Genomic DNA, 21,624 nt, shown 5'->3' with positions numbered 1-21,624 from the left:
GGTAACAGATAAGATTTGTTCATGAACAATCATCTGCTAGACATCACGCCGTTGGCTAAAGCGCTGATGCGCTTGGTGGAGGGGTATGACCGTTATTTGTCAGATATATCCGACACTCAAATTCGCGATGGTCTTATTCAGAGGTTTGAGTTCACTTATGAAATCAGCCACAAAATGATCAAACGAAATTTGGAGATGACATCGCCTAGTCCAGAGATGTACGACGGCATGCCATTTCCAGATTTAATTCGTTCTGCCAACGAGCAGCATTGCCTCAAAGGCAACTGGAATACTTGGAAAATATTTCGGGAAATGCGTGGCAAAAGTAGTCACACGTACGATGAAAATATCGCGGTGGCTGTGGTCAAAATCATTCCAGACTTTATTGCTGAAGCACAAGCGTTGCTTGGACAACTAACTATTCGCCATGATTAGCACAAAGCCTTCCATCGCCATGACAGTTGAAGAATGGCAGGTAGTTCAAAGTATCTTGCATGAGTACATTCCCAATCGCGAAGTATGGGCATTTGGTTCGCGCGTTAAAAAAACACATAAACCTTTTTCAGACCTCGACCTTGCAGTCATGGGATCTGAAAGCTTAAGCCTGGGCGAAATGGCCGACCTGTCTTATGCCTTCAGCCATTCCAATTTGCCATTCAAAGTAGACGTAGTAGATTGGGCAAGCACCGAAAGCAGATTTCAAAACATCATCCGAAATCATTACGTGGTGTTGTCGGAATTGATAGCTCAGTAATCCTGCCCAAACACCGCGCCCAGCCCAGTAGCCACAGAACCCATGCGCGTGCTGCCGTCTGAGCTAAAGCAACCCTGCTGAATAAACACAGAACCATCAGACCCCACGGTGGTTAAACCCATGGTGGTGTAAGACGTGCCGTTGGTTGAAATGCTGAGGCTGTCAGAGATTTTGTGAACGGTGTCGCCAGAATCAGAAACTGCAAAACTACCCAAAATTTGCCAAATAGACATGGTGTGCTCCTTAGAAAAAACCTTTGATGCCATGACTATGGCTCACCAAAAGCTCATCAAATGAGCCACTTAAAAAAATAATGATGCTTATTCGAGATTTTCCTAATGAAGTGACAACTGGTGCGCAACACCAAACCTGCTACAGAGAGACGCCAGACTTTTGTCATAAGTCCAAAGCTCTGTGGCTGGTGTACTTACTGCAGAAGCCAAGAGCATTAAGTCAACAATGCCACATCCAAGTTCGTGTAACTTTTCAAACTCAATGAAATCTCTCACTTTGCGCAGACTGAGATTGTTTGAAGTCTTTAAATATTCAATATTGCAAAGGGTTTGAATGCGTGAGCCATCCAACGAACCGCAAGCAAGTTCTGCAACGCACTTAATTTTGACCACGCTGTCTTGGAATATCGGCCATGGTGGGATTGGACCCGCCCAAAGCTGCCAAACGCTTTCCCATTTCAACTCTTACGTAGGTTCTGAGTGCTTCTTGAAAAATTGTTTCTTTGTCAAAACTGGGGCCTGCCAGCTCAAGCGCTTTTTCATACAAGGCATCGTCAACCGTGACTGTGGTTTTCACTTGCGCTCCTTGAATCAACATGTTTTTCATACTACATCCGATTCGAAGGTGTGGGTTGGCTTATTTAATTTGAACACTTGTTGATCCTTAACGAATGGATCACATCATCTGACGCTTTCAACAAAGGGGCAATACTGTTGAATTGCAACGCAAAGTGAGCCACTATTTGCAACCAATATTGAGCCACCGGTTTTTAAATAATTTGGCCTAGTCGGTTGTGGATAAGTTTAACTGTTCTGCGTTTTTTGCTCCTTTCCCTTTTGATTTCTTTGACTGTTGAGAGTTCGCTTGGGACTGCTTGAAGCGCCAACTCTCATTGCCGGTTTCAACAATGTGACAGCGGTGCGTCAGGCGGTCTAGAAGAGCTGTGGTCATCTTGGCGTCTCCAAACACATTGGCCCATTCAGAGAAGTTCAAGTTGGTTGTGATCACCACGCTGGTTCTCTCATAAAGCTTGGACAGCAAATGAAACAGCAGTGCGCCTCCAGACTGGGTAAACGGCAAGTACCCCATCTCGTCCAGAACAACAAGGTCCACGTACATTAAGCGGTGAGCCAGTTGGCCGTGTTTGCTTTGAGACTTCTCAAGCTCCAGCGCATTCACAAGCTCCACCGTTGAGAAGAAACGAACTCGCTTGCCCTTGGCCCTTACCGCTTGAATGCCAAGGCTTGTTGCAAGGTGCGTTTTGCCAGTGCCCGGGCCGCCCACAAACACCACGTTTTGTGCGGTGTCTATGAACTGCAAGTCATGCAACTGCTTGACCAGCGTCTCATCCACATGCGCTTGCTCAAACTCAAAGCCCACAATGTCTCGGTGCGCGGGGAACCTGGCAGCTTTCATTTGATACGCCATGGAGCGAACTTCCCGCTGCGCTGTCTCTGACTTAATAAGCTGGTGCAGCACCACCTCGTGATCTAGCGTCTTCATTCTGGCAGTGCCCAGAATCTCTGGCCAAGCACTGGCCATCCCATGCAAGCTCAAAGACTTGAGTCCATCAATCACATCGCTCATGATCCAACCTCCTGCTCGTTTCTGAGCGCGTCGTAGCGCTCAAGGTTGGCCTGTGCCGGTGTATTCAGATGCAGCGGTGTTTCAATTTGAAGCCGCTCGAGGGTTGGCTCCTTGAGTCTGCCCAGCACATTCAGAATGTGCTCAGCGCTCACGCGCCCAGCTTGCAGTGCCAACTCGGTTGCCACCAACACCGCCTCAAGCCCGTGTAAGTTCACTGCCCCCAACACCTGCGCCATCACGCGGTCACCACCGGTGTGTTTGAGCAGTTGGCGCTGCAGCTCTTGCAAGGGAGCAGGCATCTCTTTGAATGGCGCCCCATTGCGAAGAGCTCCGGGCTTGCGCTGAATCAGCTCAATATAGTGCTGCCAGTCGTAGATGGTTTGATCACGCTCAAAGCTGCGGGTCAGCCTTACGAGGCTGCCGTCTTGGGCAACGACCAACAAAGTTTCTGGGTAGACACGCAAGCTCACCATCTGATTGACCCACTCACACGGCACGCTGTAGCGATTGCGTTGGTACGTGATCAAAGACGTTGAGCTCACCCGCACAGGTTGCTCCACATAGCCGTCAAAGGGTCTGGGGCATGGCATCAACCGAGCGACCTCGTCTTGCCACACATCGGCAATGGTGAGCTCTGGCCACTGGGGATGGGCTAACTCGCTCCACGAGGTTTTGCATGCGACTTGAAGCCAATCATTGAGCTCTGCCAAGCTGGCCCAGTGCCGCTCGGCCGCTTCTCTCAGAACGCCCCGACGCCTGTCTTGTACGTTCTTCTCCACGATGCCTTTCTCCCAACCGGCAGCTCTGTTGCAGAACTCGTGCTCAAACAGATAGTGACCCGTCATCGCTTCAAAGCGGGCGTTGACGATGCGCTCTTTGCCATGGCCCACTTTGTCGACGGCCGTTCTCATGTTGTCGTAGATGCCGCGCTTTGCTACACCTTCAAAGACAGCAAAGCCCCTTGCATGAGAATCAAATAGCATCTCGTGGGTTTGGGTGAAGTAGGCCACCAGCAAATACGCTCGGCTTGCCGCCAGTTTGATGTGGGCCACATCAAGGCGCCTTCTCAGGCCGCCAATGACCAGGTACTCACAGCTCCAATCAAACTGGAACGCTTCGCCCAGCTCAAAGTGCATGGGCACAAAGCCAGCACCCCGAGGCTGGCTTTGCTCCTCGCGCCAATCTTTTGCAAAGCGGTAGACGGTTGTGCTGCTGCCCGAGTACCCCATGGCCTGGAGCGCTTCATACAAAGCTTTGACGCCGCGGCGCTCTCGCTTGTTTCGATAGCTGTCGGCTTTGAGCCAATTGCTCAATTGATCCTTGAAGGGATCCAGAACACCGAAGGTCTGCTGACGCTTAGGGTATCTGGGCACCGTAACCTCTGCCTCTTGAAGCCACCGAGTTGCGGTGTTGCGAGAGATGCCAAGTTGACGGCTAGCTTGTCGGATGGAGACCTTGTCGCGAAGGACAAGTCTGCGTAATTTGCTCAAAGTTCCCACGTTGATCACTCCTTGCCCATCCTTGCTCAAAAATTAAGCAGGATAGGCGATTGGGGTGGCTCAAATTTGGATGCAAATTCTCTTCAAAGTGGCTCAGTTTTGGATGCCATTCAACATGGAATGGCTTGAAGGATGGTTTCTTTGTCGCAGTAATAGTCCACATAGACAAAGCTGTGCGCAAACCCACCATAGGCCTGCAAGGGATTGCCATCGACGTAGCAGCCTGGGTAGTAGATGGAGCCTTGCAGTACGTCGGTGGGGTTGAATTTTGTGGAGGCATTGGCGTTTAGCAACCAGGCAGGGACTGGGGTGGGATGGAGTTGCTTTTTGGGCATGTGAGGGGGCGAGGGAGAGTTGTGGGGTTTAGGGTACTTGGTGGGTGGGTCGTTAGGTGAGCCTGGGTAATTGGGGTCAGATCAACATTAATTTGGTGGGTTGTATGGGTGCAAGTGGATGAATGACCGCTTCCTAGTTAGTTGGCAGAAGATCGCCAACTTGTATGGCAAAACACCTCTCAGATCAATTACTTCAAAACGAAAGGAATGTCATTCGAAAGAAGCTTGGTGGAGGATTAATCAGATTAGAGGTTTGGGGACACATTTCTAAAGCTGGTCGCATTGTGACTCGCTACAACTTAGCCTACATCAATCTATCGATCAATCAAACTGACTCTGGAAGAGTATTGGGCTATGACAACGCTCATGGGTTTCATCACAGGCACTACATGGGAAAAATAGAAGCTGTTGCATTTGTGAGTTTTGAGCTAACATCAAAAATATTCACAAGTGAGTGGATACAAATTGCCAGTTCGCTCAACGCTAAAGGTACCTCATCATGAGTAAAGTAATTATTCGCACCAGCAGCGTTGAAGACTTTTTTGAAAGAGTTCAAGCAGTGGCGCGCAAAGCCGATCGTGGCCAACCCATCGCGAAAAGTATCACCCTTTCATTTGGTGACCCCGCTGAAATGCTAGGCGTTTTAAGCGAGCCTAGACGCAACCTCATGCAGCATGTCATGAAGGAGCCCAAAACCATCAATCAATTGGTAGACCTGCTAAAACGCAAGCGCAGCGCCATTGCGCGCGACGTCAACATTCTTGAAGAACTTGGGCTTCTAGTAAGCACCCAAAGCGCCAACCCTGGACACGGTCTGCAAAAGACGGTGAAGTCCGTCGCTTCCAAAATAGAACTGCGCGCTACGCTTGTTTGAATTAATTGGGGTCAGATCAACATTGTTTTAATCGGCAGACAGTCCCCGACTCATCTTGTAAGCCCGAGCAATCAACCTAGCCCCCTCCTCCGACAAATAGTCCTTGTGAGGCTTAATGCCCACCCTGCCCAAATCCAATCGATCACCATCCCAGCAAGACTGAATGGTGGCGCAGGTGTGCACATCTCCCCCGCTGTGGTGCTGTATGGCATGACAAAGCTTGTCGAGCTGCTCGGCCTTCAAGTCGAAGTACTGCCCATTGAGCGAAGCCGCAAAGTCAGCCGCCCGCGCGCCATGCAGCCGGTCTGAATATTCATTCAGCCTCTGGCTGTCGTGAAGGAATGCGAACAACTCCACCACCAGCAAGTCTGCCCCGCGCACACCGCCCACCTTCAAGCCATGCAATCGCACCCGAGCCCAGTGCCCCGGCCCGTGATCGCCATCCCTGCTGATCTTCAACTGATCCAGCACATGCTTCAGCAGCCCCGAGCGATCAAAGTCTTGGGTGGATGGAATGTCTTCGAGGTTCATGCTTGTGTTTTTTTAATTGGGGTCAGATCAACATTGTTGACTAAATGGTAGATCATCTTGCGAGCCTGTAGTCAGCCAAGCTGATCACAAAGTTACCCTTTGCGACTTGAAAGGGCCGACTATCCAAAAAAATTTCAAGATAGCCGTTCTTGATTGTTTAAATGCAGAAATGTAAAGGACAAGCAGTTGATGAAAAGAGTTGAAACCACCATTCGTAACATTGAGTGCACCTTTGAATTCAAATGCGATAAGCAATGGGATGACTTAGAAACTCAGGTTGCATCCAATATCAAATTTTGCAATCAATGCCAAAAAGACGTTTACCTCTGCAAAACGCAAGATGAACTTGACCATGCACGCTCATTGGGACGGTGTATTTCTATTGAAAGAGTAGAGGTACGCATGTTCACGACTGGGGTTCCAGCGCCACTGACAAATCCCTCAATTGAGAGCTTGCTTAAAGAAGCCGATGCGCTTTATGCGTCCAGAAAGAAGCTTGCGAATCCCAATGAGTTTGATTAATTGGGGTCAGATCAACATTGTTCTGAAGACCCAAAAACAAGATGACCCTGTCTGCCGGCCAAAACTTCACTGAAACTGAACAGCAAACAGCCATGCAGAAGATGGCTATGGTGGTCGATTTGCTAGAGAGTGTGTGCAGCGTTAAAGATGCTGTCAAAAAGCTCAAGAACCACTCCATTCACGACTACACAGACTTTTTGTTCACATGGACAGCCAGTTCTTGCGTCTCCAAGGGCGAGCTAGAACATTTGATACTTGAACTGCAAGAGTACAAGGAAGACTTCAAGCAAAGCAAAAACACCTGGGTGAAGCAACGCACAGCCATGGTGGTCGAATTGATGCAAGAGATGATCGATGGCAATCTTGCAATCCAAAAGCGGGCCTATGAACTACTGGCCGAGCCCTATCCTTACCCAGAAGTGGTTCAGGTAGAAATTAAGACCAAGAAGTTTCACCACACTGTGGCCACCAACAACACCTGCCCCAGTTGCCAGCACAACTTCAAGGCCTCCGAAATTGTGGAACATGTAGAAGTGGGCTACCGCTGCCCCAAGTGCAGGCAAGTGATTCGGCTAATTTAATTGGGGTCAGATCAACATTGTTTGGGTTGAACGCACATATCTGGAAATTAATCAACTCCAGGAAGCTCTGGCCTTACGTTTGATTGCAGCAATGTTCATCTTCTTCACCAAGCCTTCATCAATATCCTGCATTCCTTTATCGATTTCTGTTTGAAGCCTCATCAGACTTGCAGATTGGACCAGTTGGTAGCGCTGTAAATGCAGAAGTGCTTCTGCAATCATTTCACTGGCTGAGCTATAGAGGCCAGACGAAACTTGCTCATTGATGTGATCCTCTAAAGCAATGGGTAAAGTGATGTGAAGAGGCATAAATTTCAATGAATGCAATGATGGCTTCATGGTGACACGCTTCTTAGGGAATCAGGTCATATCTGATGCAAAAAATTTAATGAATGCCAATCTTTAATTAGCAATATCTCAAAATTTATTAATGCTGCTAAAGAAGTAATTTTTTTGAAATTTCTTTACGGTTGATTTTATCAATTCGCGACATATTTTCAAGAAACGATGATACAAAAATAGGATTCATGCCACACTGAATTCCGTTTCAAATGCAGTGTTTGCATTGAAGTTTTTTATCAGCAACTTTCAAGGTACGCATCATGAGTAAAGCAACCATTCGCATAGGCAGCACAAAAGAATTTTTTGCACGTTCACAATTGGTTGGTCGAAAATTAGATCGCGGCGATCAGATTGAAGAGCTCTTCACCCTCTCCTTCGATGATCCAGATGATTTTCTGGACATTCTCCGTGAACCTCTACGCCAAATTCTGATCGCTTTGCGTCACCCCAAAAGCATAGAAGAGCTGGTTGATGAACTCAGAGGCAACTCCAGCGACTTACATCAAAACCTCAATAAATTAATAGAGCTTGGACTTGTAGTACGGAGTCAAATTGCTACCACCGGCGTTGTGGACCATAAGGCATATCAACGTGCTCATAAAGACGTTGTTCTAGAACTACTTTGTGAGGACCCCGAGTTGGCAGAGATTTACCTTACAACCGCTTTAGAAGAATCATATTTGCCAGGAGGTCAGGAAGCGTTGATGAATGCTCGCAAGTATGTTGCTGAAGCGGAGGAAATATCAGCTCGCAGCATAAGGTTTCAAAGTGTCTGGCAGGCTATTGCGGCAACACCAAGTGAGGCAGCCAGCATGCAAGCTCGCTCAATGCTGATGATGGAAATCAGCAGTTTTGTTGAGAATCTTGAAATGACCCATGAAGATGTTGCTGCTTTGCTTGGTGTCTCTAAGACAGATATTGCCAATCTGATAGAAGGCAATTTCAATCATTTTGATTTGGACATGCTGCTAGATATGGCGGCACTTGCTGGACTGTCGCCGAAGGTAAGCCTGGGTGAGCCTAAGTTTCCGTTGGCTTAAGTGGCTCGGAAGCTTATTCAAGCTAGAAATAAAACTGCGAAGGCCTCCGTGATTCAAAATTTCATTCAAACTGAAGAACAGTATGACCTTGCGTTAAAAGAGCTTTCAAAACTTTTTGATCTGAATCCTGAGGTGGGTTCCCCTGATGGGGATAGGCTGGAAGAGCTCGTTACTCTGGTTCAAGCATATGAGGCCATCCACTTTCCCATGAGTCAGCCGACTGCGTTTGAAGCTATTTCATTTAGAGTTGAACAGCAACTGGCAGAAATTCATCCAGGCGAAATTCTGCATAAAGAATTTATGAAACCGAGGCGTATTACCGCTAGGAAGATGTCATTGGCCATTAGTCTTACTGATAGTCAAATTATTGAAATCACATCTGGCAGGCATCCAATCACTTCCGAAATTTCATTGCAACTCGGCAAGTTTTTTTCAATGGATCCTAGTTTTTGGATGAACTTGCAAAGTGAGTATGACAGCAGAATTTCCAGTACAGCTTTGGAACAAGAACCATACAGGGCAATAAACACACAAGACATACGAACTTCCTCTGATCCAGACTTAGCAGGCTCTTACGCAGCAATGCTTCGCGCTGCAAGATCAGCTGAAGACCTTGCTATTCAAACGAACACTCGCATTTTGGTTTCTATTGATGGAAAAGACGTGGAACTTACGGCGTCAGATTTAATCAGCCGTCGAAAGCAGGAAACAGACACCATTGAGAAGTCGAAGGGCAATGTTTACGCTGATTTGAAATTTCCGGATGCAGATCAAATACTTCGCAAGGCCTATTTGGTATCAAAGATTTCAGAATTGATTTTGTCTAAACGACTGAATGAGGATGAAGTCGCCAGCCTTCTAGGTATTTCAAAGACTAATCTTTCCAAAATACTTAAAGGTCAATTTCGCGGTGTAAGCGAAGAGGAATTGAGTAGCCATCTCAAGCAAGTACAGAAAGCCCGTGCTTGTTAACGATGTCCAATAACTTAAGCGCCATGCCACTTGGCTTCTTAGTACCTGCCTCCCACTTCTGAACAGTAGACTGGCTTGTGTTCAGGTACATCGCAAAAATTGGCTGACTGACTTTGACACGCTCTCTAATTTTTTTGATTTGCACCGGTTTTAATTTTGGAGTTTTAACAGTGCACTTTTCATCAAACTTGCGCATGGTGGCTTTATCAATAGCGCCTACCAGATAGAGAGCTGTAGCTGACCCATGAGCTGACTCAAATATGTCGCTTTTAAAGATCGTTTTAGTTTTCATTTGTAGGCGCCATGAAGTTGCACCCACCTTAGCACTAGGTGCCACTTTATTCAATTCTTATTAATTGGGGTCAGATCAACATTGTTTTGGAATTCACTAAAGACAAACATGCTTAGGTCAAATTCATTTCCACCCTCTTACCAAGCGCCACTGCCGCACATGTCAACGTAGCAATAGTAAGACTAGGATCACTCTCATCAAGCAATCTGTTGAGGGCCGCACGACTAGTTTGCATCCGCTTGGCAAGCTCTGTCTTCGTGAGTTGCTGCTTTTCCATTTCCTGCGCAATTTTCCAAGCAATCACTTTCTTCAAAGCCAAAGCGTTTGCACTGAACAGTTGGCCCTCTTCCTCTAAATACTCATCGAAGTTCGAGCCGATATTTTTCTTTGACATTTCAATCTTTCTGTAGCGACTTCAATCGCTTCACTGCCAGCTGCAAATCTGCCTTAGGTGTTTCTTGCTGTTTTTTGATAAACCCATGGAGTAAAACAATGTTGCCTTCAAACACCACAAAAACAACTCTTGCAATTCGATTGACCAGTCGAATACGAATCTCCCACAGACCAACTCTCAGGCTCCTGACTAAAGGCATTCCAATTGGCCAACCCAACTGAACCAACTTGATTTCTTCGCCAATTGTTTTGCGCTCTTCCAAACCCAAGCTCTTTATCCAAACTTTGACTGGCTCGTTGCCAAGTGAAGATCTGTAGAAGAAAACTTGAAGTTTTGGAAGCGTCTGTAATGTACCATTTTTGGTACGATTTGCCATGTCCTTTTTAATGACTTGTAAAGGTGTGACCATGCAGCTTCAAGCACGGTGACGTACTTGCCTCGATGAAAAATTGAGTATTGGCGTAGCTTGTATAGCGAAAACTTACCGCTCCTTGCATGTCAGGAAATGCAATTCAAGACCAGATCAGCATGACTGGTTTGACCTCATTAGCCAGGCTCATCTAGCGATCCTCCACCCCCCTACCATCTCCTTACCACCCCACCCAATTCCTTCCTAGGGAAAGTCCTATCCGCCAATTTCAATTGTCATGTTGACAATGCCAATAATGATTGTCACAATGACAGTCATCGATGGCATCCTAGAAGTCTCTAGGGTTTCAAAGTAAAGGAAATTCTTCAACATGAACAAGTACTTAGATCAATTGCGCAACGACTTTCAGGGCAGTGCCGACCACCTGATAGCCACCGCCCAAGAGCTAGCCAAAACGCTAAAACTAGACCAAGAAGCCACCGAAGGCAACGAGCGTTTGCTTCGCCACTATGTGTCGATGGGCGTTGTAGACAAGCCCTCCCGCGATGGCCGAGATGCGCTGTACGGCTTCAGGCACTTGGTGCAATTTGTGGCGGCCAGGCGCTGGTTGGCCGAGGGCTTTCCGTTGGCCAAGATTGCCAAGTTCACAGGCACAGTGCCCACCGACACCCTCACCGCTTATTTAGAAAACCCCAATCGCATTAGCGAGGCAGAGTTGTTGGTGGCAGCCTTCCGTTCGGAGTCACCAGCGCTTAACTCGCCTCCCCCAACGTCTCGCAAAGCTGCCCCTCCAAAACCACTGCCCAGCATGTCCACCGGCATGGGCATGGTGGACGTGATGCACGAGATGCGCGAGATGGAGCAACGGGTTAAAGAGCAACTGATGTCCATGCAGAACAAGGTTCACCGCATGGTTGAAAACGCCGTAAGCAACATGAGCCACCAGCAAGGCGATGTGCAAATGTTTGCCAATGAGTTCAAGCAGGCTGTGTCCACCTTGGCCCAAATGATGGACGAGGCCGCGCAACGCTTTGACAAATTGCTGCGCAACCCCATTCAAATGATTGAAAAGCAAATGGAGCAGCAGCGCTACATGTTTGAAGAAGCGCACCGTCAAAAAGATTTTCTGGAACGCATGTTTGGCGAATTGCTGCAAGAGCAACGCCGCGATTTAGACAAGCTTTTTATGCAGCAGGCTGAGCGATTTGAATTGCTAAGCGAATTGAATCGCAAGGCCAACGACGACACGCAACACCGAATTGGCATTCTTGAATCTGTGTTGCACGAGAGGCTGCGCAATTTTGAAGAGCAACTCATTAACCAACAAAAAAACAAACCCTAAACCCCAACCACACAACAGGTGACCCATGAAGATCGTCCTCAACCCCATTCGCCCCGCCCTTTGCAACAACAGCAACAGCAACCAAGACTTTCATGTTTTGGTGCGTTTGCAGTCTGAACACCAAGAAGGTTTTAAGCGCACGCCGCTCAACTTGTCGCTGGTCATAGACCGATCGGGCTCTATGCAAGGCTCTAAGTTAGTAGAAGCCAAGCGCTGCGTAGTCGATTTAATCAAGCGCATGAATCCAGAAGACCATGTGGGCGTGGTGCAGTATGACGACCAGGTAGACACGGTGGTGCCGCTGTCTACAGTAGACCAGGTTAGCAACGTGATTGAGTCTTTGGTGCGCGGCATTCGGCCCAATGGCTTCACCGATTTGCACGCGGGCTGGTTAAGGGGCGGTGAAATGTTGGCGCCTTCGGCTGGGCGCGATGCCACGTGCCATGTCATTTTGCTGTCTGATGGGCAAACCAATCGTGGCAACAAAAACCCCCAACGCATTTGCGAACAAGTGGCCGCACTGGCAGAGGCCGGCGTTACCACTACCACCGTAGGACTGGGCGAAGACTTTAACGAAGAACTGATGACGGCCATGGCGCAGGCCGGGCAAGGCAGATCGCATTACGGCGAGCGCGCCATTGATTTGGCAGAAACATTTGATGCAGAAATTGGCTTGTTGTCGCAGTTGCAGTGGCGCAATGTAGAGATGTGCATTGTGAATGGCTCCGATCAAATGGCGCTTTTGAACAGTTATGAGCGTGCAGGCAATGCGTGGCGCATGCCCTCTATTGCCATGGGCTCGGAATGCTGGGCTTTGGTTCGCATACCCATGCAGACAGCCATTTCACTGCAGCAAATTCATGGCTCTGCACTGAGCATCAGTGTGCAAGCCGTCAATTCCAATGGTCAAACACAGACCTTTGAAGCAGCACTTCCCGCTTTGCCCATTGTGTTGCCTGCGCAGTATGAGTCTGAGCAGCAGCACGAGTTGGTAGAGCGACGCATGAATGAAATACAAGCGTCTCATATTCAAATGCAAATTAGAGATGCCGCGCTGAATGGCGATTGGCTTGAAGCTGAGCGTTTGTTTGCGCTGTTAGAAATTCTGGGGCGCAACGAGCCTTGGGTGGCTGCGTCCATTGCGTTTACAAGGCAACTGATGCGCGAGAGAGATGAGCGGCGCATGTCTAAGGAGATGCTGTACAAGTCTAGAAAAATGGAGCAGCGTTTGTCGAGTACCGACGAAGTGATGTTCAGTTTGGATGCTGATTATGTGGCGCCGGCGTTTTTGCGACGCAAATCGACTGAAGGTAGGCGGACTGAGATTTGATTCTTTTGTTTAAAGGTCACTCATGACAATGACTCGGTTTTTTGTGAACGTAAGGCGCTTTAACGCCCTGCTCCCCGCGCTTGCACTGTTGGTATTTGCAATGGTGCTGGCTTGGGGATTTCTATCCCAGAACAAAGAGCGCCCGCCCAAGACGGTGGTGGCGCCAGATCAAGTGGCGCGTGTGCCAAGTGATGCACTTGAGCTGCGCAAGCTCGATGTCGACTTAGATTTAGGGCCGAAGCTGGTGCTTTTGAAAGTGACCAGCAAGAGGAAGAATGGCTCTAATTATGAAAGTTCTGAAATTAGGAACTTGGTGTTTGTGGGGGATGACTCTGATTCGTTGAAATGGGTGTTTCCTACGCAGATGCAAGAACTTGTAAGCGTGCATCCTGTCAAAGCTTCAGATGGCGTCATCAAGGGTATTTATGTTGAGGCCATAGAAAAGGCTAAGGATGCAGAGGTATTGACTGGCAATTTGAGCTCTGTTTATTTAGTCTTTGCAGATGGCTCTGGCTTCAAGAAAGTGCTGTCAGATGTAGACGAAGTTGTCAGCAGACGAAACGATGACAACAAGTTGCGATTGATATATCAGAAGCAAAATTCAGTTCGGATGGCGCTGATCAATATGCAAGATTTTCGGGTACTGGCCGATCGCGAGCTGGCCAAGATGAGTGAATTTAAGAAATAAATGGGAGAAATAAGATGAATGAAATTGTGTGCCCTCATTGCCAAAAAGAACCCCACCATGGCCGCCGAATTTGACGCTCTTAAGTACGAAGGTTAATTGGCGGAATGAATTGCCTTAGGTGCCCAATTATTTTGAAAATCTGAGGGTAAAAACGGATATTGCTGATTCAATCAGACTCACTATACTTAATTTCGTAATTACAGATTACGAATTCAAATTAAAAGCTGACATGACCCAACTCACCATCAAGCTGTAATTCCAGTTGCAGTTACCTTGCTCATTGATTTCAAAAGGAAGAGACAAATGACCATCGCTAAGAAACTCGTGCAGACACTCATCACGGCCGCGGCGCTGTCCCCTCTGTGGGCTTCCTCACAAACGGTGATCAAGTTTGCACACTACGGCCCCACATCTGACCCTGTTCATGTTGGCGCCTTGAAATTCAAAGAAGTTTTAGAGAAAGAAAGTGGTGGCGCTTTCAAGGTTGAAATCTTCCCTCAGGAACAACTGGGTAAAGGCGCCGATATGATCATTGGCACCCAAGTGGGCAGCATTGATGTTAGCGTCACGGGCAATCCCTTCTTTGGCGGTGTATCGCCTGAGCAAGCTGCATTGGACATTCCCTTTTTATTCCGCACAGTTGACCATGCCTACCGCGTCATAGATGGTCCCTTGGGCCGCGAACTAATGGACAAGTTTGAAACGCGCGGCCTAAAAGGTTTGGCCTACTGGGAAATTGGCTTTAGAAACATCACCAATTCTGTACGCCCCATCCGCACACCCGCCGACTTGAAAGGCATCAAGCTGCGCACCACACCCAACCCGATGCACATTGAAGCCTTCAAAATTTGGGGTGCCAATCCAACACCAATGGCCATCTCTGAAGTCTATCTGGCACTGAACACCAAGACGGTAGATGGCCAAGAAAATCCAACGGTGCACATTGCTAAATTGAAGTTTCAAGAAGTTCAAAAGTACATGAGCGTGACACGACATGCCTTTACTGCAGCACCCATGGTGATGAACTTGGCCAAATTCAAAGCACTCACGCCACAACAACAAGCCATGTTCATGAAGGCAGCCAAGGAAGGCGGCCTAGCCGAGCGCCAAAACAATGCCAGCCTAGAAACTGAAAGCTTGGCAGCCATTCGCAAAGCGGGCGTAGAGGTGATTGAAAACGTCAACACCGAACCATTCCGTGCAGCAGCCTACGAACCTGTTCGCAAAATCTATGCTGACAAATTTGGCGGCGACATCTTGGCCAAGATTGATGCACTGAGATAATCATGCGCGTCACTTTGATTGACGCACACCACCATCTGTGGGATTTGAAAAAAAATCTCTATCCATGGTTGCAGGAAGCGAACGAACCACATTTCTTTATGGGCAATTACGATGCTCTGAAGAAAAATTACCTGTGGTCCGATTATCAAAAAGATTCGTCTGATCACAACGTCATCGCGACTGTTCACTGCGAAGCTGAATGGTCGCGTGACGACCAAGTCGGAGAAACAAGGTGGCTAACAGAGATGCACCAACGCATTGGCCACCCGTCGGCCATTGTGGCGCACGCTTGGTTTCATACAGACAACAGCGAAGAAATACTGACGAGGCAAGCCGCATTTCCACTGGTCAAAGGCATTCGTTCGAAACCCGTTACGGCGGCCAATCCTAATGCCATGCAAGCTAAGTTGCCTGGCAGCATGCAAGATCCGAAATGGTTGGAAGGATTTTCAAGGCTAGAAAAGTACCAACTTAGTTGGGACTTAAGAGTGCCCTATTGGCATTTGGCTGAGGCTGCGGAAGTAGCGGCCATGTTTCCTCAAACGCCCATTGTGTTAAATCACACCGGCTTTCCATGGGACCGAAGCGCAGAGGGTTTGGCCGCTTGGCGACAAGCCATGGAGACCATTGCCAAGTGCCCTAACGTGTGGCTCAAGGTGTCTGAATTTGGCTTAAAAGACAAACCCTGGAACTACGAAGACAACAAGGCCGTTGTGCTGGAAGCCTTGTCTATTTTCGGCATCCATCGTTGTATGTTTGCGTCCAACTTTCCCGTGGCCAGTTTGCGCATTGACTACAACACTTTGGTCACCAGCGTTGCGCAAATGACCAGCGGCTTTACCCCAAAAGAGCAAGCCGACTTCTTTGTCAACAACGCTGCCAAGTTTTATCGCCTGTCCGCCAACTTGCAAACCAGTTAAATCGGTGCTTGTCATCCAACATGTTCAGTTCTGCGCTATGCAGAGCGTATAGTCCCTCATGGCCATCATCCACCCTCGCCTCAGCCACCCGCTCACCCTGCCCCACGGTGGCTATCAACTCGAGCTCAATTTGCTCGAGATACTTCGCTTGGGCCTGCCCGACACCTTTGATGTGTTTCACGGGCTCACCTGGTCCACGGTTCATGCGTCAGTTCAGAAGTTTGGTGAGCTAGACCTCACAGTGGTGTCACCACAAGGTCAAATTCTCATTCTGGAAGTCAAGGCCGGCAGCGTTTACACCAACAACGGCTTGATCTACAAAGACTACAGCCAACAAAAACCCAAAGACATCGGCCAGCAGCTGGGTCGTCAGCACGGCGCTCTTAAGAAGCGGTTGAAGCAAGCCAACATGGACCACGTGCAGGTTCAATCGTTTTTGGTATTGCCAGATCACAAGCTATTGAGTGAGGGTCTTGCCTACCCTCGCGAGCGTGTCATCGACTCTACCCAAATGGACCAGTTTTGCACCTTGGTCAGAACCTCCTTTGCCGTGTTGGACAACGAGCCCGACAGGCAGTTGCTCCTTAACTTTCTGTCCAATGAATTTGATGTGGTGCCCGATGTGGGGGCCCAAATTAGCGCTATTCAAAGCAGCAGCGCGCATTTGTCCAACGGCTTGGCCACGTGGGTGCCGCGCATTGCGCATGAGGGCAACACCTTCATTGTGGAGGCCACGGCAGGCTCTGGCAAAACGCAGTTGGCTTTAAAACTGTTGCGCGATGCCGCCCTGAACAAACAGCGCGCCCTCTACGTTTGCTACAACAGACCACTAGCAGACCACATACAAACGCTTGCACCTAGCCTGACTGAGGTGGCCACCTTCCATCAGCGCTGCGACGATTACGCCAAGCAGCATGGTCACACGCCAGACTTTTCTAACGCAAAGGTGTACGACGAACTGGCCCAGATCTACATGACAGACGTGCCCAACATCGAGCCTCGGTTTGACTTGCTAGTGGTAGACGAATCGCAAGACTTCAACTTGGAATGGGTAGACGCCCTGTCCCAAGAGCTCAAACCCAACGGCCGCCTTTATGTGCTGGGCGATGACAACCAAAAGCTCTACGACCGAGATGCCTTTGACTTGGCGGGCGCGGTACGAATTACATGTACTGACAATTTTCGCAGCCCGCAAAAAGTGGTCAGCGCCATCAACAGCCTAAACCTGATTGATGAGCCCATCGTGGCATGCAGTCACCACGTGGGTGAGGCGCCCAACTTTTATACGCACGACGATCAGCCTGGCAGCCATACAGTGGCGTTGAATGCTTGCTTGCTGAAGCTGTGGTCCGATGGCATTGACCCTTCGCAGGTGGTCCTGGTCACTTACAGAGGCTTAGAAAAATCCAAGGTGATGTCTTTGGAATATGCGGGTGGCAAGAAAATCAAGCGCCCTATCCGCCTTGCCGATGGTTCATGGGCTTTGTCCGATGGCGACCTGCGCGTAGAAACCGTCAACCGCTTCAAAGGCCAAAGCGCCCCCGTGGTGGTGTTTTGCGAAATTGACTTCGATGAACTCAGCAAGGTCAACACCCGAAAACTCTTCGTAGGCATGACCCGAGGACAACTGCGCGTAGAGTTGGTGTTAAGCGACAAAGCCGCCCAACTCCTGGCTGCGAACATTGAATAATTGGGGTCAAATAATTGGGGTCAGATCAACATTAATTTATGCCAAACCCCATCTACTTTCTACCTGGCCACGGCGGACGCATCACCAACGGTCTAGGCCAAGCCCTTAAAGCGCGTGGCTATGACGTGTATGGGCGAGAGACTGTGGGCGACTTCAAAAAGCTAGACTTTGATACGCAAGTAGAAACTGTTGCGAATGATTTAAAAGCTAACTTCTGGCATGAGGACGCACGGGTTGTTGCCAACTCTTACGGCGGCTACTTACTATTGCAAGCCCTGAGCTTGAGCAAACCCTTTCCAGGCAAGCTGTTGCTGCTTTCCCCCATCGTGGGCGAGTTTTCAAGCGAACAAATTCGCATGGGCTTTATTCCACCCTATGCCAAGCGACTCTATGAGTTGGCCAGCAAAGGCTTGTTCCCAATTCCAGCCAGCTGTGAGATTCATGTGGGCTCAGAAGACTGGCAAAGCATTCCTGACAACGTCACTGCGTTTGCTACTTTGGTCAACGCCCAGGCTACCGTAGTTGAAGGAGCGGGTCATGGGCTTCCGAAAGAATATGTTTCAGCCGTGCTAGACCGCTGGCTTTAAATAATTGGGGTCAGATCAACATTAATTTGGTTAAGCAGTGAGGGCTGAAGGCAAGGGGGGCTTCCTCATACTGGAGTACCAGAAATCGTTCAGCCCCCCTTGCCTTCAGCCCTCACTGCTTGGAAATTAATGTTGATCTGACCCCAATTATTTCTGCAAGCATATGTAAATTGCGGGAAGTGTGTATAGTGTGTATCTTGCTTTAATGAAAAGCAAAGAACTCATCGCACTGCTATTGCGGAATGGCTGGCAACTTCGTGGCGTCAGAGGATCACACCATGTGTATATCCATCCTCTGCGTTCGGGCCATATCAGCGTGCCACTTAGCAATAAAGATTTAGGCATTGGATTGCTTGAAAAATTACTGAAGCAATCTGGATTGAAGGGTCTGTAAATTATGAAATTCCCAATTGCCATAGAGCCAGGAACCGCCAGCCAAACTTGGGGCGTTGTGGTACCCGACCTGCCTGGCTGTTTTTCTGCTTCAGATAAAGGCATCGACGAAGCCATCGACAACGCCAAAGAATCTATCGAGTTGTGGATCGAAACCGCACTGGACATGGATCAAGTAATTCCGAAGCCAAGCACCATTACTCAATTGCAAAAGCGCAAAGAGTTCAAAGGCTGGATCTGGGCAATGGTCGAGATCAACCCTGCGTTGATGTCTGATGAAGTGGAACGGGTCAACATCACACTGCCTAAAAGAGTCTTGGCACGCTTGGATTCAAAAGCCAAAAAATATGGTGAAACAAGGTCAGGTTTGATTGCTCACATGGCATTGCAAGTTGAGTAAATTAATGTTGATCTGACCCCAATTATTTTTAAACCTCCAAAGTGATGGCTTTCTGGATGCGTGCAAGTCTGTCCCACTCGGTGCCTACGGCTCTTTTTTCTCCTGTTGGATCTGTCAGCGGCCAGGGCTTATTTAAGTCTCTTCGATGGGGCAGTAACCAGTGAAGTTCCTCGTCTTCAGGCGCCGCCATAATTTGCAACAATATTTCGGGCGACAACTTAAGGGCAGCCTCATGCGCCTCACCTTTCAGTGAGCTTAGCCAAAGATCTTTTAAGGCCCCATAGGGCTTGTGAACAGCTTGCCGCACTTCCAACCTGGCAAATCCCATGGGGTTGGGTACACGGACATACGTGTTTTGATGAAACTCATAGGCTATTCGGTCCGAGAAGTATTTGGGAATATTGAAAATAACAAAGCAAGGTCTTTCGCCGCCATACCAACCTAGGTGATCTACACCGGTGGCAACAGCTTCAAAATGAAATAAACATTTGCTTTTCAAATAGTTTTTCAACTTGCTGTGATTTTCATCATTGGGAATGTCACCATTGGAATTCAAATAAGGATCCCATGCCGAAATAAAACTCGCGTTGTAATGGGGCTCAGTTTTCATATAGCCAGAAAACGCGTTGTTAATTTGGCCTACCGTTAAATTGAAATGACTCAACTGTCCAGTGCAAGTCAAATCAGCTGTTGAAGGCAATTGCAATTTGATCTGCTCCTTCCTTCTGCTGCGCAGTTCATTGACATGAAGTCCTGGGGGGCTTGGTTCACGGACTGGCAAACCTTTTTCAACCCTCGCTTTGCGAAAATAGTGGTAAAAAATTGCTTTGGCACTCATGTTATGCCTCCCACAAAAGCAGTTGGTCAAGCACCGATTGCAAGTTCTTTAAATCTTGAAGATGCAATGTTGATCGGTAAAGAACATGCCATTCGGGTTCTTTGGCAATCAAATATTTTCTGGCAATCACAAGATCAAAGTGTTCGTTCAAGGATGCAAGCGGCAGAACAGACAGTTGCTCAATGATGTAGTCGTTGTTGTGCAGATTGATTGCAACACCACCTGGAATAGTCGGGGTTTGAGTGTAATCAAGTTTGAGATTGGCGATAGACCTAGGGCGTGAATAATTATTCATCGTCTGACTCCAACTCATTGCATCCGCTTTCCTCGCGGCGTTGGTCAATCCATGTGTCCACCCTTTGCCTCACTAAATCTTCAAATTCAGCATAAAAGCTAGAGCTTGCGTCGACGATAAAACCTTGCACTTCGTCGCGGTCGTAGCCATGCTCGCCAAAATTGGCTTCTAGGCAGCAGAACAAGTCCCAGCCTTTGATGAAGAAATCGAAGAGTTCTATCAGCGTAAGGGGTTTGACAGAGGTTCTGGTCCTATCTTCCAGCGTCATGTTTTCGTACTCATCCACCACGCGGTAATAAATGCGAGATTTGCCGCGCTTTGCATAAATGCAGGTGACATCCTGAGTGGTGGAGGCAATTGTGATGCGCGCAATTTCTACCTCTTGCGCCTGGCGTTTAGGCAAGTACTCCCCGCCCATCCACGCTGGGTGAATGCCGCCTTGCGCCCTTCTTTCCTCATGCGTCAACTCGGGCGTTTTGATGATTGCATTTGCAAGCTCAGCATCCCCAGCTTCAATTGCGCATTCATACATTGCCTTGCGCTCTGCGCCGCGAATGTCCGATGCCAGTTTGATGTGGTTGTCGTAAGCCCAAAAATAGGACTCGGGGCGATAGGCAAGATCGATTGCCAATAGGTTCAGTTTGGACATGGTCCATCTCCTTTTTAGCGACTTTGACAAAGTGTCGGGGGCCGCAATAGGGATCAACTCCCCCCAACCGTTTAGGACGGTCAAGCCATAAAAAAACCCGCCTCAAGGAGCGGGTTTGACTTCGGATGTTTGCCTCGGGGGCCTCATCTGCCTATTAGGCAAACCACCTTGCCCGAAAGCAGGTTGGTACAGGCGTCAAACCCGTTCTTGATGTGTTGTGCGAAATGTAGCACAAAATTTAATTGGGTAAATTGACAGGTATTCAACTGCGCAATGCGGTTGAACATTCGGCTAACCTGTTAAATTAATTGTCATCTGACCCCAATTGATTTATTGATGCGCTTCTCAAAACTTTTTGTCGTTGCCATGTTGTGGATCAACTGCGGCCTGAATGCTGCAACGATTCAAGGGAAAGTGGTCAGCGTGGCCGATGGCGACACAGTCACGGTGTTAGACGCCACCAACACCCAATACAAAATCAGGTTGCAAGGCATCGATGCTCCCGAAAGAGCACAAGCCTTTGGCAACAAATCAAAGCAGTCTCTGCATGAATTGGTGCATGGCAAACAAGTAACCGTCGATTACCAAAAGAAAGACAAATATGGCCGAGTCGTTGGCAAAATTCTGCTGAACAACACCGATGTTTGCCTTGAACAACTCAAGCGCGGCATGGCCTGGCATTACAAACAATATGCCAACGAACAACCCAAAGAAGACCGAGAAACATACAGCCTTGCAGAGCAGCAAGCCAAAACAGAATTAAAAGGCCTTTGGAAAGACAAGCAACCGGTTCCGCCTTGGGAGTTCAGAAAACAAAACAAATAAATGCTGCGCAATCCCCAAGCTGGCTCACGTAGCGATCCTGGCGCTGACTACATTCA

Annotated in this window: 31 protein-coding genes and 1 riboswitch; of the genes, 18 read left to right on the top strand and 13 right to left on the bottom strand. The window is 48.4% G+C overall.

Annotated elements, in window-relative coordinates; genetic code table 11:
- Positions 1–21: 21 nt before the first annotated feature.
- A complete protein-coding gene (locus AMM03_RS02230) occupies positions 22–435 on the top strand; it encodes an HI0074 family nucleotidyltransferase substrate-binding subunit (RefSeq protein ID WP_090128825.1) in 414 nt (137 codons plus the stop codon).
- Positions 428–754, top strand: a complete 327-nt coding sequence (locus AMM03_RS02225) for a nucleotidyltransferase family protein (protein WP_090128824.1) — start codon at positions 428–430, stop codon at positions 752–754. Before AMM03_RS02230 ends, AMM03_RS02225 begins: the two co-directional genes overlap by 8 nt.
- Here AMM03_RS02225 and AMM03_RS02220 read toward each other — a convergent pair.
- The 5 genes from AMM03_RS02220 to AMM03_RS02195 form a co-directional block, all read right to left on the bottom strand.
- Entirely contained in the window at positions 748–987 is a 240-nt protein-coding gene (locus AMM03_RS02220; protein ID WP_194942730.1) for a hypothetical protein, read from the bottom strand. The genes AMM03_RS02225 and AMM03_RS02220 overlap by 7 nt on opposite strands.
- 379 nt (positions 988–1,366) lie before the next feature.
- Positions 1,367–1,564 (bottom strand): type II toxin-antitoxin system VapB family antitoxin, encoded by a 198-nt coding sequence (locus AMM03_RS02210; protein ID WP_090129295.1) that lies wholly within the window; start codon positions 1,562–1,564, stop codon positions 1,367–1,369.
- Positions 1,565–1,771: 207 nt separating this feature from the next.
- Positions 1,772–2,575 carry an IS21-like element helper ATPase IstB gene (gene istB / locus AMM03_RS02205; protein WP_090128821.1) on the bottom strand — a complete coding sequence of 268 codons (804 nt, stop codon included), beginning with the start codon at positions 2,573–2,575 and terminating at the stop codon, positions 1,772–1,774.
- Positions 2,572–4,074: an IS21 family transposase gene (gene istA / locus AMM03_RS02200; RefSeq protein WP_090129294.1), complete on the bottom strand. Its 1,503-nt coding sequence runs from the start codon at positions 4,072–4,074 to the stop codon at positions 2,572–2,574. The genes istB and istA overlap by 4 nt, the downstream gene beginning before the upstream one ends.
- Positions 4,075–4,184: 110 nt before the next feature.
- Positions 4,185–4,409 carry a hypothetical protein gene (locus AMM03_RS02195; RefSeq protein ID WP_090128820.1) on the bottom strand — a complete coding sequence of 75 codons (225 nt, stop codon included), beginning with the start codon at positions 4,407–4,409 and terminating at the stop codon, positions 4,185–4,187.
- A 164-nt stretch (positions 4,410–4,573) separates the two neighbouring features.
- Between AMM03_RS02195 and AMM03_RS02190 the strand changes: the two genes are divergently transcribed.
- Together AMM03_RS02190 and AMM03_RS02185 are read left to right on the top strand one after the other, a co-directional pair.
- Positions 4,574–4,912: a hypothetical protein gene (locus AMM03_RS02190; RefSeq protein WP_090128819.1), complete on the top strand. Its 339-nt coding sequence runs from the start codon at positions 4,574–4,576 to the stop codon at positions 4,910–4,912.
- Entirely contained in the window at positions 4,909–5,283 is a 375-nt protein-coding gene (locus tag AMM03_RS02185; protein WP_090128818.1) for an HVO_A0114 family putative DNA-binding protein, read from the top strand. Before AMM03_RS02190 ends, AMM03_RS02185 begins: the two co-directional genes overlap by 4 nt.
- Positions 5,284–5,310: 27 nt before the next feature.
- Here the strand turns inward: AMM03_RS02185 and AMM03_RS02180 are convergent, their stop codons facing one another.
- Entirely contained in the window at positions 5,311–5,814 is a 504-nt protein-coding gene (locus tag AMM03_RS02180) for an HD domain-containing protein (RefSeq protein ID WP_090128817.1), read from the bottom strand.
- 189 nt (positions 5,815–6,003) lie between these two features.
- On the opposite strand from AMM03_RS02180, the gene AMM03_RS02175 reads away from it, so the two are divergent.
- Complete coding sequence (locus AMM03_RS02175; RefSeq protein ID WP_194942729.1) at positions 6,004–6,336, top strand: hypothetical protein; 333 nt, start codon at positions 6,004–6,006, stop codon at positions 6,334–6,336.
- A gap of 41 nt (positions 6,337–6,377) precedes the next feature.
- Positions 6,378–6,917, top strand: coding sequence for a zf-TFIIB domain-containing protein (locus AMM03_RS02170; RefSeq protein ID WP_090128815.1), 540 nt, complete (start codon positions 6,378–6,380; stop codon positions 6,915–6,917).
- Between the two features lie 51 nt (positions 6,918–6,968).
- On the opposite strand, the gene AMM03_RS02165 is transcribed toward AMM03_RS02170, so the two are convergent.
- A complete protein-coding gene (locus tag AMM03_RS02165; RefSeq protein ID WP_194942728.1) occupies positions 6,969–7,256 on the bottom strand; it encodes a ribbon-helix-helix domain-containing protein in 288 nt (95 codons plus the stop codon).
- A 263-nt stretch (positions 7,257–7,519) separates the two neighbouring features.
- Between AMM03_RS02165 and AMM03_RS02160 the strand changes: the two genes are divergently transcribed.
- On the top strand, positions 7,520–8,299 hold the full coding sequence (locus AMM03_RS02160; RefSeq protein ID WP_090128813.1) for an XRE family transcriptional regulator: 780 nt from the start codon (positions 7,520–7,522) through the stop codon (positions 8,297–8,299).
- Between the two features lie 48 nt (positions 8,300–8,347).
- Entirely contained in the window at positions 8,348–9,271 is a 924-nt protein-coding gene (locus AMM03_RS02155) for a HigA family addiction module antitoxin (RefSeq protein WP_194942727.1), read from the top strand.
- On the opposite strand, the gene AMM03_RS02150 is transcribed toward AMM03_RS02155, so the two are convergent.
- The 3 genes from AMM03_RS02150 to AMM03_RS02140 all read right to left on the bottom strand — a co-directional run bounded on the left by AMM03_RS02150 (position 9,240) and on the right by AMM03_RS02140 (position 10,333).
- Positions 9,240–9,563, bottom strand: a complete 324-nt coding sequence (locus AMM03_RS02150; protein ID WP_090128811.1) for a helix-turn-helix domain-containing protein — start codon at positions 9,561–9,563, stop codon at positions 9,240–9,242. The genes AMM03_RS02155 and AMM03_RS02150 overlap by 32 nt on opposite strands.
- A 112-nt stretch (positions 9,564–9,675) precedes the next feature.
- Positions 9,676–9,957 carry an XRE family transcriptional regulator gene (locus tag AMM03_RS02145; protein ID WP_090128810.1) on the bottom strand — a complete coding sequence of 94 codons (282 nt, stop codon included), beginning with the start codon at positions 9,955–9,957 and terminating at the stop codon, positions 9,676–9,678.
- Position 9,958: 1 nt separating this feature from the next.
- The gene (locus tag AMM03_RS02140) at positions 9,959–10,333 is read right to left on the bottom strand and encodes a type II toxin-antitoxin system RelE/ParE family toxin (RefSeq protein WP_090129293.1); all 375 of its coding nucleotides are present in this window, start codon (positions 10,331–10,333) and stop codon (positions 9,959–9,961) included.
- A 364-nt stretch (positions 10,334–10,697) separates the two neighbouring features.
- On the opposite strand from AMM03_RS02140, the gene AMM03_RS02135 reads away from it, so the two are divergent.
- From AMM03_RS02135 to AMM03_RS02095, 9 genes are all read left to right on the top strand, one after another.
- Entirely contained in the window at positions 10,698–11,669 is a 972-nt protein-coding gene (locus AMM03_RS02135) for a MerR family transcriptional regulator (RefSeq protein WP_090128809.1), read from the top strand.
- A 25-nt stretch (positions 11,670–11,694) separates the two neighbouring features.
- Positions 11,695–12,999: a vWA domain-containing protein gene (locus AMM03_RS02130; protein WP_090128808.1), complete on the top strand. Its 1,305-nt coding sequence runs from the start codon at positions 11,695–11,697 to the stop codon at positions 12,997–12,999.
- A 28-nt stretch (positions 13,000–13,027) separates the two neighbouring features.
- Positions 13,028–13,687: a hypothetical protein gene (locus AMM03_RS02125; RefSeq protein WP_194942726.1), complete on the top strand. Its 660-nt coding sequence runs from the start codon at positions 13,028–13,030 to the stop codon at positions 13,685–13,687.
- A gap of 303 nt (positions 13,688–13,990) precedes the next feature.
- Positions 13,991–14,971 carry a TRAP transporter substrate-binding protein gene (locus tag AMM03_RS02120; protein WP_090128806.1) on the top strand — a complete coding sequence of 327 codons (981 nt, stop codon included), beginning with the start codon at positions 13,991–13,993 and terminating at the stop codon, positions 14,969–14,971.
- A 2-nt stretch (positions 14,972–14,973) separates the two neighbouring features.
- Entirely contained in the window at positions 14,974–15,891 is a 918-nt protein-coding gene (locus AMM03_RS02115) for an amidohydrolase family protein (protein ID WP_090128805.1), read from the top strand.
- Between the two features lie 58 nt (positions 15,892–15,949).
- On the top strand, positions 15,950–17,581 hold the full coding sequence (locus AMM03_RS02110) for an AAA family ATPase (RefSeq protein ID WP_090128804.1): 1,632 nt from the start codon (positions 15,950–15,952) through the stop codon (positions 17,579–17,581).
- Positions 17,582–17,619: 38 nt separating this feature from the next.
- A complete protein-coding gene (locus AMM03_RS02105; protein ID WP_090128803.1) occupies positions 17,620–18,168 on the top strand; it encodes an alpha/beta fold hydrolase in 549 nt (182 codons plus the stop codon).
- 205 nt (positions 18,169–18,373) lie between these two features.
- Positions 18,374–18,562, top strand: a complete 189-nt coding sequence (locus AMM03_RS02100) for a type II toxin-antitoxin system HicA family toxin (protein WP_090128802.1) — start codon at positions 18,374–18,376, stop codon at positions 18,560–18,562.
- A 3-nt stretch (positions 18,563–18,565) separates the two neighbouring features.
- Positions 18,566–18,961, top strand: a complete 396-nt coding sequence (locus AMM03_RS02095; RefSeq protein ID WP_090128801.1) for a type II toxin-antitoxin system HicB family antitoxin — start codon at positions 18,566–18,568, stop codon at positions 18,959–18,961.
- Positions 18,962–18,989: 28 nt separating this feature from the next.
- On the opposite strand, the gene AMM03_RS02090 is transcribed toward AMM03_RS02095, so the two are convergent.
- From AMM03_RS02090 to AMM03_RS02080, 3 genes are read right to left on the bottom strand one after another with little or no spacing between them, the layout of a single operon-like run.
- Positions 18,990–19,799, bottom strand: a complete 810-nt coding sequence (locus AMM03_RS02090; RefSeq protein WP_090128800.1) for a hypothetical protein — start codon at positions 19,797–19,799, stop codon at positions 18,990–18,992.
- A 1-nt stretch (position 19,800) separates the two neighbouring features.
- Positions 19,801–20,094 carry a hypothetical protein gene (locus tag AMM03_RS02085; RefSeq protein ID WP_090128799.1) on the bottom strand — a complete coding sequence of 98 codons (294 nt, stop codon included), beginning with the start codon at positions 20,092–20,094 and terminating at the stop codon, positions 19,801–19,803.
- Positions 20,087–20,743, bottom strand: coding sequence for a hypothetical protein (locus AMM03_RS02080; RefSeq protein ID WP_090128798.1), 657 nt, complete (start codon positions 20,741–20,743; stop codon positions 20,087–20,089). The genes AMM03_RS02085 and AMM03_RS02080 overlap by 8 nt, the downstream gene beginning before the upstream one ends.
- A gap of 115 nt (positions 20,744–20,858) precedes the next feature.
- Positions 20,859–20,962, bottom strand: a riboswitch (SAM-I-IV-variant riboswitch).
- Positions 20,963–21,079: 117 nt separating this feature from the next.
- Here AMM03_RS02080 and AMM03_RS02075 point away from each other — a divergent pair.
- Positions 21,080–21,568, top strand: a complete 489-nt coding sequence (locus AMM03_RS02075) for a thermonuclease family protein (protein WP_228764530.1) — start codon at positions 21,080–21,082, stop codon at positions 21,566–21,568.
- Positions 21,569–21,624 lie beyond the last annotated feature (56 nt).

Source organism: Limnohabitans sp. Rim11 (assembly GCF_001269365.1).
In the GTDB taxonomy this organism is placed as follows: domain Bacteria; phylum Pseudomonadota; class Gammaproteobacteria; order Burkholderiales; family Burkholderiaceae_C; genus Limnohabitans_A.
Note: the sequence above shows the minus strand (reverse complement) of the source record. Positions and strands in the feature narration are given on the sequence as shown.

Coding starts and splice junctions, on each gene's coding strand:
- AMM03_RS02230 (WP_090128825.1), top strand. CDS start 22: ATGAACAATCATCTGCTAGACATCACGCCGTTGGCTAAAGCGCTGATG.
- AMM03_RS02225 (WP_090128824.1), top strand. CDS start 428: ATGATTAGCACAAAGCCTTCCATCGCCATGACAGTTGAAGAATGGCAG.
- AMM03_RS02220 (WP_194942730.1), bottom strand. CDS start 987: ATGTCTATTTGGCAAATTTTGGGTAGTTTTGCAGTTTCTGATTCTGGC.
- istB (WP_090128821.1), bottom strand. CDS start 2,575: ATGAGCGATGTGATTGATGGACTCAAGTCTTTGAGCTTGCATGGGATG.
- AMM03_RS02195 (WP_090128820.1), bottom strand. CDS start 4,409: ATGCCCAAAAAGCAACTCCATCCCACCCCAGTCCCTGCCTGGTTGCTA.
- AMM03_RS02190 (WP_090128819.1), top strand. CDS start 4,574: ATGGCAAAACACCTCTCAGATCAATTACTTCAAAACGAAAGGAATGTC.
- AMM03_RS02185 (WP_090128818.1), top strand. CDS start 4,909: ATGAGTAAAGTAATTATTCGCACCAGCAGCGTTGAAGACTTTTTTGAA.
- AMM03_RS02180 (WP_090128817.1), bottom strand. CDS start 5,814: ATGAACCTCGAAGACATTCCATCCACCCAAGACTTTGATCGCTCGGGG.
- AMM03_RS02175 (WP_194942729.1), top strand. CDS start 6,004: ATGAAAAGAGTTGAAACCACCATTCGTAACATTGAGTGCACCTTTGAA.
- AMM03_RS02170 (WP_090128815.1), top strand. CDS start 6,378: ATGACCCTGTCTGCCGGCCAAAACTTCACTGAAACTGAACAGCAAACA.
- AMM03_RS02165 (WP_194942728.1), bottom strand. CDS start 7,256: ATGAAGCCATCATTGCATTCATTGAAATTTATGCCTCTTCACATCACT.
- AMM03_RS02160 (WP_090128813.1), top strand. CDS start 7,520: ATGAGTAAAGCAACCATTCGCATAGGCAGCACAAAAGAATTTTTTGCA.
- AMM03_RS02150 (WP_090128811.1), bottom strand. CDS start 9,563: ATGAAAACTAAAACGATCTTTAAAAGCGACATATTTGAGTCAGCTCAT.
- AMM03_RS02145 (WP_090128810.1), bottom strand. CDS start 9,957: ATGTCAAAGAAAAATATCGGCTCGAACTTCGATGAGTATTTAGAGGAA.
- AMM03_RS02140 (WP_090129293.1), bottom strand. CDS start 10,333: ATGGCAAATCGTACCAAAAATGGTACATTACAGACGCTTCCAAAACTT.
- AMM03_RS02135 (WP_090128809.1), top strand. CDS start 10,698: ATGAACAAGTACTTAGATCAATTGCGCAACGACTTTCAGGGCAGTGCC.
- AMM03_RS02130 (WP_090128808.1), top strand. CDS start 11,695: ATGAAGATCGTCCTCAACCCCATTCGCCCCGCCCTTTGCAACAACAGC.
- AMM03_RS02125 (WP_194942726.1), top strand. CDS start 13,028: ATGACTCGGTTTTTTGTGAACGTAAGGCGCTTTAACGCCCTGCTCCCC.
- AMM03_RS02120 (WP_090128806.1), top strand. CDS start 13,991: ATGACCATCGCTAAGAAACTCGTGCAGACACTCATCACGGCCGCGGCG.
- AMM03_RS02115 (WP_090128805.1), top strand. CDS start 14,974: ATGCGCGTCACTTTGATTGACGCACACCACCATCTGTGGGATTTGAAA.
- AMM03_RS02110 (WP_090128804.1), top strand. CDS start 15,950: ATGGCCATCATCCACCCTCGCCTCAGCCACCCGCTCACCCTGCCCCAC.
- AMM03_RS02105 (WP_090128803.1), top strand. CDS start 17,620: ATGCCAAACCCCATCTACTTTCTACCTGGCCACGGCGGACGCATCACC.
- AMM03_RS02100 (WP_090128802.1), top strand. CDS start 18,374: ATGAAAAGCAAAGAACTCATCGCACTGCTATTGCGGAATGGCTGGCAA.
- AMM03_RS02095 (WP_090128801.1), top strand. CDS start 18,566: ATGAAATTCCCAATTGCCATAGAGCCAGGAACCGCCAGCCAAACTTGG.
- AMM03_RS02090 (WP_090128800.1), bottom strand. CDS start 19,799: ATGAGTGCCAAAGCAATTTTTTACCACTATTTTCGCAAAGCGAGGGTT.
- AMM03_RS02085 (WP_090128799.1), bottom strand. CDS start 20,094: ATGAATAATTATTCACGCCCTAGGTCTATCGCCAATCTCAAACTTGAT.
- AMM03_RS02080 (WP_090128798.1), bottom strand. CDS start 20,743: ATGTCCAAACTGAACCTATTGGCAATCGATCTTGCCTATCGCCCCGAG.
- AMM03_RS02075 (WP_228764530.1), top strand. CDS start 21,080: ATGCGCTTCTCAAAACTTTTTGTCGTTGCCATGTTGTGGATCAACTGC.